9 protein-coding genes are annotated in these 9,537 nt (G+C 60.2%); 2 read left to right on the top strand and 7 right to left on the bottom strand.

The annotated features are described in order from the left end of the window. Nucleotides 1–45: 45 nt before the first annotated feature. The 7 genes from pcaG to pcaR all read right to left on the bottom strand — a co-directional run bounded on the left by pcaG (nucleotide 46) and on the right by pcaR (nucleotide 6,670). On the bottom strand, nucleotides 46–612 hold the full coding sequence (gene pcaG, locus ACW9JC_RS25970) for a protocatechuate 3,4-dioxygenase subunit alpha (protein ID WP_448106632.1): 567 nt from the start codon (nucleotides 610–612) through the stop codon (nucleotides 46–48). Between the two features lies 1 nt (nucleotide 613). Beyond that, nucleotides 614–1,318 carry a protocatechuate 3,4-dioxygenase subunit beta gene (pcaH, locus tag ACW9JC_RS25965; RefSeq protein WP_416128005.1) on the bottom strand — a complete coding sequence of 235 codons (705 nt, stop codon included), beginning with the start codon at nucleotides 1,316–1,318 and terminating at the stop codon, nucleotides 614–616. 37 nt (nucleotides 1,319–1,355) lie between these two features. Then, nucleotides 1,356–2,561, bottom strand: a complete 1,206-nt coding sequence (gene pcaF, locus ACW9JC_RS25960) for a 3-oxoadipyl-CoA thiolase (protein WP_457458550.1) — start codon at nucleotides 2,559–2,561, stop codon at nucleotides 1,356–1,358. Next, entirely contained in the window at nucleotides 2,558–3,337 is a 780-nt protein-coding gene (locus ACW9JC_RS25955) for a CoA-transferase subunit beta (RefSeq protein ID WP_338585139.1), read from the bottom strand. Before ACW9JC_RS25955 ends, pcaF begins: the two co-directional genes overlap by 4 nt. Continuing rightward, complete coding sequence (locus tag ACW9JC_RS25950) at nucleotides 3,337–4,194, bottom strand: CoA transferase subunit A (RefSeq protein WP_338585138.1); 858 nt, start codon at nucleotides 4,192–4,194, stop codon at nucleotides 3,337–3,339. Before ACW9JC_RS25950 ends, ACW9JC_RS25955 begins: the two co-directional genes overlap by 1 nt. A 161-nt stretch (nucleotides 4,195–4,355) precedes the next feature. Then, nucleotides 4,356–5,702 carry an MFS transporter gene (locus tag ACW9JC_RS25945; RefSeq protein WP_338585137.1) on the bottom strand — a complete coding sequence of 449 codons (1,347 nt, stop codon included), beginning with the start codon at nucleotides 5,700–5,702 and terminating at the stop codon, nucleotides 4,356–4,358. A gap of 125 nt (nucleotides 5,703–5,827) precedes the next feature. Continuing rightward, entirely contained in the window at nucleotides 5,828–6,670 is an 843-nt protein-coding gene (pcaR, locus tag ACW9JC_RS25940; protein ID WP_338585136.1) for a pca regulon transcriptional regulator PcaR, read from the bottom strand. A 677-nt stretch (nucleotides 6,671–7,347) separates the two neighbouring features. Between pcaR and ACW9JC_RS25935 the strand changes: the two genes are divergently transcribed. Both ACW9JC_RS25935 and ACW9JC_RS25930 read left to right on the top strand, forming a co-directional pair. Beyond that, nucleotides 7,348–7,548 (top strand): hypothetical protein, encoded by a 201-nt coding sequence (locus ACW9JC_RS25935; protein ID WP_338585135.1) that lies wholly within the window; start codon nucleotides 7,348–7,350, stop codon nucleotides 7,546–7,548. Nucleotides 7,549–7,926: 378 nt separating this feature from the next. Further along, a complete protein-coding gene (locus tag ACW9JC_RS25930; protein WP_457458546.1) occupies nucleotides 7,927–9,402 on the top strand; it encodes an inorganic phosphate transporter in 1,476 nt (491 codons plus the stop codon). The last annotated feature ends 135 nt before the right edge of the window (nucleotides 9,403–9,537 follow it).

Here is a 9,537-nt window from a genome sequence, read left to right as displayed (position 1 = left end):
CACCCTGTAGGAGCTGCCGCAGGCTGCGATCTTTTGATCCAGATCTTAATAATCGAAGAACACTGTCTCGGCATCCGTGCCTTGCAGGATGACGTTCCACTGATAAACACCGGTCGCATCCGGCTTGGCCAGCAACGTCCCACGACGCTCGGCCGGCACGCATTCGAGCAGCGGATCGTCGACGTTGGCCGGCTCGCCATCAAAGTAGATGCGCGTCAGCAGGTGCTTCACCAGGCCACGGGCAAACACCAGCACGACAAGGTGCGGCGCCTGGGTCGAGCCCTTCAGGCCCTCGACCGTACCCGGTTTGATCGTGGTGAACCGGAAACGCCCTTCAGCGTCCACCGGCACCCGGCCAAAGCCTTCGAAATTCGGGTCCAGGGGTTTGTCCTGGTCGTCTTCCGGATGGTCGTATTTGCCGGCAGCGTTGGCCTGCCAGACTTCCAGCATCGCGTCGTTGACGACATCGCCGTTGCCATCGACCACTTGCCCGGTGATCGCCACGCGCTCGCCCAGGGTTTGTTCGACGGTCAGGTTTTCGCGGTTCAGCCAGGTCAGGCCGATGTGATAGTACGGCCCGACGGTGTGGGACGTGGTCGCAGTCAGCGTCATCTTATTTCTCCATCGGCGTGGCATCGCGGCCGCGCAAAACGATGTCCCAGCGATAACCGAGGGCATAGGAAGGGATGGTTTTTTCCAGATCGAACGTGGCGATCAAACGCTCTTTGGCGCGGGTATCGGGCACGCAGTTGTAGATCGGGTCGTACGCCAGCAGCGGGTCGCCCGGGAAATACATCTGCGTGACCAGCCGCGTGAGGATGCTCGGCCCGAACAGCGAGAAATGGATGTGCGCCGGGCGCCATGCGTTGTGGTGGTTACCCCACGGATACGCGCCAGGCTTGATGGTCTGGAACTGGTACCAGCCATCGGCGTCGGTCACGGTGCGGCCGGTGCCGGTGAAATTCGGGTCCAGCGGCGCGTCGTGCAGGTCACGAGCATGGGCGTAGCGACCAGCGGCGTTGGCCTGCCAGATCTCCACCAGAATCCCCGGCACCGGCAGACCGTTTTCATCCAGCACACGGCCGTGGATGATGATGCGTTCACCCTGAGGTTCCGCGTCATGCTGGGCAGTCAGGTCATTGTCTTTCTCATTGACGCGCTCGGCGCCGATGGTCGGACCGGTGATTTCCGACAGCGAGTGCGGCAAGAACACCAAAGGCTTGGACGGCGAGCGCAGGTTGGTGGATTGATAAGTCGGGTGCAGGTACTCCGGCTGGGTGCCTTCCTGCGGGCGACGGTAACCAGGCTTGTCAGTCATGAAACATTCCTCAGTTCTTATAAGTCTTCAGAGCGCGTCAGACGCGCTCGATCGCCAAAGCCAGACCTTGGCCGACGCCGACGCACATGGTCGCCAGACCTTTCTTGCCAGCGGTTTTTTCCAGCTGATGCAAAGCCGTCAGTACCAACCGCGCACCGCTCATGCCCAACGGATGGCCCAAGGCAATGGCGCCGCCGTTCGGGTTGACCTGGGCCGCGTCGTCGGCGATCCCCAGTTCACGCAGCACCGCCAAGCCCTGGCTGGCGAAGGCTTCGTTGAGTTCGATCACGTCGAAATCGCTGACCGCCACACCGAGGCGCTCGATCAGTTTGCGCACCGCTGGCACCGGGCCGATGCCCATTACGCGCGGTGCAACACCGGCACTGGCCATGCCCAGCACTTTGGCGCGGGCGGTCAGACCGTGTTTCTTCACAGCTTCGGCTGAAGCCAGGATCAACGCGGCGGCACCGTCGTTCACGCCTGAGGCGTTGCCGGCAGTGACAGTTTTGCCGGGACCGTTGACCGGTTTCAGTTTGGTCAGGGCTTCGAGGGTGGTGTCGGCGCGAGGATGCTCGTCCTGGCTGACCACGGTTTCACCCTTCTTGTGGGTGATGCGCACTTCGATGATTTCTTCGGCGAAAAAGCCTGCGGCTTGTGCGGCGGCGGTACGTTGCTGACTGCGCAGGGCGAACGCGTCCTGATCGGCGCGGGATACCTTGTAGTCGTCAGCCACGTTGTCGGCGGTTTGCGGCATCGCGTCCACGCCGTACTGGGCTTTCATCAACGGGTTGATGAAGCGCCAGCCGATGGTGGTGTCTTCCAGCTTCATGTTGCGCGAAAACGCCGCATCAGCCTTGCCCATCACAAACGGCGCGCGGGACATCGACTCGACGCCGCCGGCAATCGCCAGCTCCATTTCGCCACTGGCAATGGCGCGGAACGCGGTGCCGATGGCATCCATGCCCGAAGCGCAAAGACGATTGAGGGTCACGCCGGGAATGGTTTCCGGCAGGCCGGCCAGCAGCAGCGCCATGCGCGCCACGTTGCGGTTGTCTTCGCCGGCCTGGTTGGCGCAGCCGAGGAACACCTCGTCCACGGCGTTCCAGTCCACCGACGGGTTGCGCTCCATCAAGGCCTTGATCGGCACAGCGGCCAGGTCGTCGGCGCGAACGGTGGACAAGCCACCACCAAAACGGCCGATGGGGGTACGAATCGCGTCGCAGATATAAACGTCACGCATCACGCTTCTCCGGGGGCTTGGCCGTGGGCGGCAGCGGTACGGGCTTCAAGATCACGCAGTGCGGTGAGTTCGACCTCGGTCGGCTCGGCGGTGATTGCCACGCTGTCGGCAAAACGGATCGGCCAACCGGTGGCGGCAACCACTTGCTCGCGGGTCACGCCCGGGTGCAACGCGGTGACCACGAATTCGTGGGTGCCCTCTTCCGGCTCCATGGTGCACAGGTCGGTAATGATGCCGACCGGACCGGCGCCCGGCAGGCCGAGACGCTTGCGCGAGTCGCCGCCTTCACCGTGACCGACCGAGGTAATGAAGTCGAGTTTGTCGACGAAGGAACGCGACGACTGCTTGAGGATGATCAGTACGCTCTTGGCCGAACCGGCAATCTCCGGCGCGCCACCGGCACCCGGCAGGCGGACTTTCGGCGAGTGGTAATCACCCACGACGGTGGTGTTGATGTTGCCGAAACGGTCTACCTGCGCGGCGCCGAGGAAACCGACGTCAATCCGGCCGCCCTGCAGCCAGTAGCGGAAAATCTCGCCGGTCGGGACCACGGTGTCGGCGGTTTCCGCCAGCTCACCGTCGCCGATCGACAATGGCAGCACGCTCGGCTTGGCACCGATCGGGCCCGATTCGTAGATCAGCACGACGTCCGGCGAGGAAGTGAGGCGCGCCAGGTTGGCGGCTTTCGATGGCAGGCCGATACCGACGAAGCACACCGAACCGTTCTTCAGGCGACGGGCAGCGGCGACGGTCATCATTTCATTGGTGGTGTAAGTCATTACTTCGCCTCCGAAGCGGCGGCCAGTTTGGCCTGGAACTCGCTGAAGTCAGCGCTGCCATGGATGTACTCGTTGATCCACGCGGTGAAAGTGTCACGGTCGCGGGCAATCGGGTCCCAGGCCTGGTAGAAACGGTTGTCGCGCTCGTTGTAACCATGGGCGTAGGAAGGATGCGCGCCGCCCGGTACATGGCAGACCGCGCTCAAGGCCCAGGTCGGCAACACGCAGGAGTTCATCGGCGCCTTGAGGTCATCAACGATTTCTTCAACGGTAACGATGCAACGCTTGGCGGCCAGTGCGGCTTCTTTCTGCACGCCGAGGATGCCCCACAGCAGCACGTTGCCCTTGCGGTCGGCTTTTTGTGCGTGGATCACGGTGATGTCCGGGCGAACCGAAGGCACGGCGGCCAACACTTCGCCAGTGAATGGGCAGGTCACGGATTTGATCAGCGGGTTGACCTTCGGCAGGTCGGAACCGGCGTAGGCACGCAGCACCGCGAACGGTAGGCCGGAAGCACCGGCGACGTAGGCGTTGGCCAGGTCGGCGTGGCTGTGTTCTTCGATTTCCAGCGCGTGTGGCCACTGCTTCTCGACCGCGTCACGCAGACGATGCAGCGAACCGACGCCCGGGTTACCGCCCCAGGAGAAAATCAGCTTGCGGGCACAACCGGCACCGATCAACTGGTCGTAGATCAGGTCAGGGGTCATTCGTACCAGGGTCAGGTCTTTCTTGCCCTGACGAATGATTTCGTGACCCGCCGCCGTAGGGATCAGGTGGGTAAAGCCTTCGAGCGCAACGGTATCGCCGTCGTTTACGAATTGCTTCACCGCGTCGTGCAGCGAAAGAATTTCAGCCATTGGGGCAGGCTCCCATTTGTTATTAACCAACAGTGGAAAAAGGCGCCGATGCGCAGCGCCGCAATGACTGCAGATTAAGCCTGTGAAAAACGCCAAACAATCCGATAATCGACTGAGTGTTCGTTTATCGAACACATTGTTGTCTGGCTACCGATCGTCGATCAGGTCGCATCCGCATGGCTGACCATGCCCTTGATGACCACCGCCGTGGTCGCCAACGCCGCTGGAATCACCAATGCCGTCAGCACTTGCTCGAAGTTCCAGCCCAGGCCCAACAGCGTTGCGCCCATCCATGCGCCGAGGATCGCGCCAAAGCGGCCAATGCCGAGCATCCACGACACACCGGTCGCACGACCCTGAGTCGGATAGAACCGCGCGGCCAGCGACGGCATCGCCGATTGCGCGCCGTTTACGCACATCCCGGCCACCAACACCAGAGTCGCCAACAGCGTGATGTTGCCCAGGCTCTGTCCTACCGCGTAGGCAAATACCCCGGCCAGCAGGTAGAAAATGCCGATGACCTTGTGCGGATTGAACCGGTCCATCGCCCAACCTACGCCCACCGCGCTCAACACACCGCCAAACTGGAACAGTGCGCCGATGAATGCTGCTTGCTCCATGCTCGCGCCACTGTCGCGCATCAGGGTCGGCAGCCAACTGGTCAGCAGGTAAACGATCACCAGGCCCATGAAATAGGTCAGCCACAGCAGCAACGTGCCGACGCTGTAGGTGCCGGAAAAGATCACCGCAAACACGTTGCGCGCCTTCACGGTTTTCTGTTCCGGCACGCTGAAGCTCGAGGCTTGGGCTACGACTTTCGGGTCGATGGGCGCCAGGGTCTTGCGCACCTTGTCGGTGCCACGGTTACGGACGACGAGATAGCGCGCCGATTCCGGCAGCCAGAACAGTAGAACTACGGCCAGGATCAACGGCAGAATCCCGCCAATGAGCAACAGGCTGTGCCAGCCGAATGCCGGGATCAACTTGGCCGAGATGAATCCGCCACCAGCCATGCCCAGGTTGAAACCGCAGAACATGCTGGTCACCAGCAGGGATTTCTTGCGTTCCGGGGTGTATTCCGACAGCAGCGTGGTGGCGTTCGGCATACCCGCGCCCAATCCCAAACCGGTCAGAAAGCGCAGCACCAGCAATTGATCGACGTTGGTGCTGTACGCCGAGGCCAGGCTGAAGGCGCCGAACAGCAATACTGCGCCCACCAGCACGACTTTTCGCCCGAAGCGGTCAGCCAGCGGGCCGGAGCCCAGTGCACCGAACACCATGCCGATCAGTGCCGCACTCATCACCGGGCCCAGGCTGGCGCGGTCGATGCCCCAGTCCTGAGACAGGGCTGGCGCAATGAAACCCATGGCCGCGGTATCGAGGCCATCGAGGAAGACAATCAGGAAACACAGGATCACCACGCGCCATTGGTAACGCGAAATGGGTTGAGCGTTGATGAAGGACTGCACGTCGAGGCAGTTACCTACAGCAGACTGGGGCTGGTTCATTATTTTTATTCCGTGGATCACAGTCGAACGGGGAGCCAGCCAACGCTGGCGCAGCCGCGACAGTAATGATCCGGAGGAAACAGCGTCAATTCGCCAGACGCGACTCTGTGCGTTTATCGAACACCTTAGGCAAACAGCTGAGCGCTGAGGTCGCGGCTGGCACTTAACAGACCGGGAAGAAAGCGTTGTTCAAGTTCGTTGCGGCTAACCCGCCCGGCATGGGTGCTGACGTTAAGGGCCGCGACCACTTGACCGGAGGCGTCGTACACCGGGACGGCAATCGAGCGCAGGCCTTGCTCAAGTTCCTGATCGACGATGCACCAGCCCTGCTGCCGAACTTCCTGCAGGCATTCGAGTAGCGCCTCGGGTGTGTGGATGGTTCGGCTGGTCTTGGCCTGCAAGTCGGCGTGATCGAGGTATTCGCCAAGCGAAGTGTCATCCAGCGCGGCGAGCAAAATCCGTCCCATTGATGTGCAATAAGCCGGCAAGCGCCCGCCCACCGAGAGGTCGACCGAAATCAGACGCTGGGTAGTCGCCGAGCGGGCGATGTACAGGATGTCGTCGCCTTCCAGGGTGGCCATGTTGCAGGCTTCGTGCAGTTGCTCGCTCATGCGATCCAGGTATGGCTGGGCCGAAACTGCCAGCGGCGTCGAGGAGACGTAGGCATGGCCGAGGGTCAGCACTTTGGGCAGCAAGGAATAGGTGCGACCGTCGGTGGTGGCGTAGCCGAGTTTGATCAGCGTATGCAGGCAACGTCTGACAGCGGCGCGGGGAATTTCCGTGCGGTGACTGATCTGAGCGATGGTCAGATGCCGCTTGCGCTCCTGGAATGCCTGCACGACAGCCAGCCCACGCGCCAGCGACGTCATGAAGTCCGGGTCACCGGTCATGGCCTGGATTCGCTTGGCGGGCGACGCGACGATCGGCGGTGCGACTGAAGCGAAGGAATTGCGCAGTTGATCGTTCATTTAAGGTCCTTTTCCCACACGGATCAGCGGCTATTACAAGCGCCATGGACCCGGTAAACAAGACCGGGCAAGCAACATCGGGCGATTATCGAACCATCGACCGATAATCGCAATTGCCCCGCCGCCCTCCCGAACCGCCGACAGGCTGAATTGCGCAACCTTTCTTATATGTTTTCACGCTGGCCGAAACGCTGGCTTAAGTTGCCCTAAGTTGTTCGACTTAATGGCGCCAGAAAGGCATCGCTGCACAGTGACCTTCGCCAATACGCTAGTTGACTGTAAAAGTTGCGGGCAACAAAACAATCACACATCAAGATCTACTTTTAACTGTTTGGCGATAGTGTTCTGTGAATCGCTCGCTATAATGCAAATCAGTAGCCAGACGGTTTTTTACTCGCCGCTCCCGCTACCCGGTGGCGCGATGTCCCATCGCCGCTGCCTCCGGCAAGCGCCCTACGCTGACTGCATTCGCATCGCCAATGCGCTCGCCGAAACAGGAATCTGATGCTACGTCAGCTATTTTCCTCTGGTGCCGTGGCCGCCTGCAACATGGATGTATTGATCGCCCTGCAGTAAAAACGATGCCTGCATGGGCCTTGTCTTTTCGCCGAGCGTGGTCAATACATTGAACGCAGCGCGTTTCACCAGAATTTATCTCAACTCAATCAGGTAGCACTGTGACGAAAGACGAACTGCGCGCGGAACTTGAGCGCCAGGAACAACGTTACAAGGAAGTTTACGGCGGGGAAGTCACCACCTACGCCGCCCAGCCCGAACCGGAACGCAAGCCCTGGCGTAAACGCGCCACCGTTCAGGATCAGGTTTTCAAGCAAGAACTGGAAAAAATGGAAAAGGATCTCAAAACCGAAGAGCCATGACGGCTTCGGCTTGAATCCTTCCAAGGGTCTGCGTTTGCACCCGGTAAAAGCGGGATGCATTGATGTTGCCTTTTGCGCCCGCTACGAGCGGGCAGCGGCCACCTTGCTCATCTGACAGGGTGAAAGGCTCATAACTGACCCTCCTCTCAGAAATTTCATACAAGTCGACAAGCTCCTGTTTCAAGCTTGCGAAACCCTTGTGATTACAGGGTTTTTAAAGAAATTCAATGACTTGCAATCCCTGAAAAATCGCCGTAACCGAAGCTGCGGCTGCGAAAAAATTCGTTGAAGAATGTTACCGACGAGCAGCTAGTGCATTGATTGGCACGCTTTTCTGGCATAATCCCGCCCCCCTTATGACCGGGTCAGAAAACCTTCATGATCGATTTATTCAGCGGACTGGATGCTTGGGTGCTTGTGAGCCTCCTGCTCGCCCTGACTTTTGTCCTCGCCTTCGAGTTCATCAACGGATTTCATGACACCGCTAACGCGGTAGCCACTGTTATCTACACCAAAGCGATGCCGCCTCATCTGGCGGTGTTCTTTTCCGGTGTGTTCAATTTCCTCGGCGTGTTGCTGGGCGGCGTTGGCGTGGCGTATGCCATTGTCCACTTGCTACCGGTGGAACTGCTGATCAATGTGAACACCGGTCACGGACTGGCGATGGTGTTCTCGTTGCTCGCCGCAGCCATCACCTGGAACCTGGGCACCTGGTACTTCGGTATCCCTGCTTCCAGTTCCCATACGCTGATCGGTTCGATCCTCGGCGTGGGCCTGGCGAACGCCCTGATCAACGACATTCCGTTGGCCGACGGCGTGAACTGGCAGAAAGCGATCGATATCGGTATGTCGCTGGTGTTCTCGCCAATGGCAGGTTTCCTGATCGCTGCGCTGATCCTGATCGGTCTGAAATGGTGGCGTCCGCTGTCGAAGATGCACAAGACGCCGGAACAGCGCCGCAAGATCGACGACAAGAAACACCCGCCGTTCTGGAACCGCCTGGTATTGGTGATCTCGGCCATGGCCGTGAGCTTCGTGCACGGTTCCAACGATGGTCAGAAAGGTATCGGCCTGATCATGCTGGTGCTGATCGGTATCGTGCCGGCGCAATTCGTTCTCGACCTGAACAGCACCACGTACCAGATCGAGCGTACCCGCGACGCCACCCTGCACCTGAGCCAGTTCTACCAGCGCAATTCCGAAACCCTGGGCGAATTCCTGGCCTTGGGCAAAAGCGTGGATGGTGACCTGCCGGAGAAATTCCGTTGCAACCCGCAACAGACCGAACCGACCATCACCGCCCTGCTCGGCACTCTCAAGGGCGTAGCCGACTACCATTCGCTGCCGTCCGAAAGCCGCATCGAAGTGCGTCGCTACCTGCTCTGTCTGGATGACACAGCGAAGAAGGTCAGCAAGCTGCCAGGCCTGGCTCCTCGTGAAAAGGCTGACCTGGACAAACTGCGCAAGGACCTGACCACCACCACCGAATACGCCCCGTTCTGGGTGATTCTGGCGGTCGCACTGGCCCTGGGCCTGGGCACCATGGTTGGCTGGAAACGCGTGGTACTGACCATCGGCGAGAAGATCGGCAAACAGGGCATGACCTATTCCCAGGGCATGTCGGCGCAGATCACCACCGCCAGCCTGATCGGCATGGCCAACATCTTCAGCCTGCCGGTGTCGACCACCCACGTCCTGTCCTCGGGCGTGGCCGGCACCATGGTCGCCAACAAAAGCGGCCTGCAAGGCGGCACCGTCAAGACCATCCTGCTGGCCTGGGTGCTGACCCTGCCGGCAACCGTGGGCCTGTCGGCCGGGTTGTTCTGGCTGGCTTCGAAGGCACTCGGCAGCTGATAAGCCGCTGAACGAAAAAAGGCGCGCTCCGCAAGGACCGCGCCTTTTTTATTACCGAATCTTCGCAACGCAACAAATTACTGTAATTGGATGGACTCGCCCAAGCCGAGGCGTCAATGCGCCACGGTGGCAGTC

It is taken from the genome of Pseudomonas sp. SDO5591_S426, from assembly GCF_054070755.1.
This window is presented reverse-complemented; position numbering and strand designations above follow the sequence as displayed.

Coding starts and splice junctions, on each gene's coding strand:
- pcaG (WP_448106632.1), bottom strand. CDS start 612: ATGACGCTGACTGCGACCACGTCCCACACCGTCGGGCCGTACTATCAC.
- pcaH (WP_416128005.1), bottom strand. CDS start 1,318: ATGACTGACAAGCCTGGTTACCGTCGCCCGCAGGAAGGCACCCAGCCG.
- ACW9JC_RS25955 (WP_338585139.1), bottom strand. CDS start 3,337: ATGACTTACACCACCAATGAAATGATGACCGTCGCCGCTGCCCGTCGC.
- ACW9JC_RS25950 (WP_338585138.1), bottom strand. CDS start 4,194: ATGGCTGAAATTCTTTCGCTGCACGACGCGGTGAAGCAATTCGTAAAC.
- ACW9JC_RS25945 (WP_338585137.1), bottom strand. CDS start 5,702: ATGAACCAGCCCCAGTCTGCTGTAGGTAACTGCCTCGACGTGCAGTCC.
- pcaR (WP_338585136.1), bottom strand. CDS start 6,670: ATGAACGATCAACTGCGCAATTCCTTCGCTTCAGTCGCACCGCCGATC.
- ACW9JC_RS25930 (WP_457458546.1), top strand. CDS start 7,927: ATGATCGATTTATTCAGCGGACTGGATGCTTGGGTGCTTGTGAGCCTC.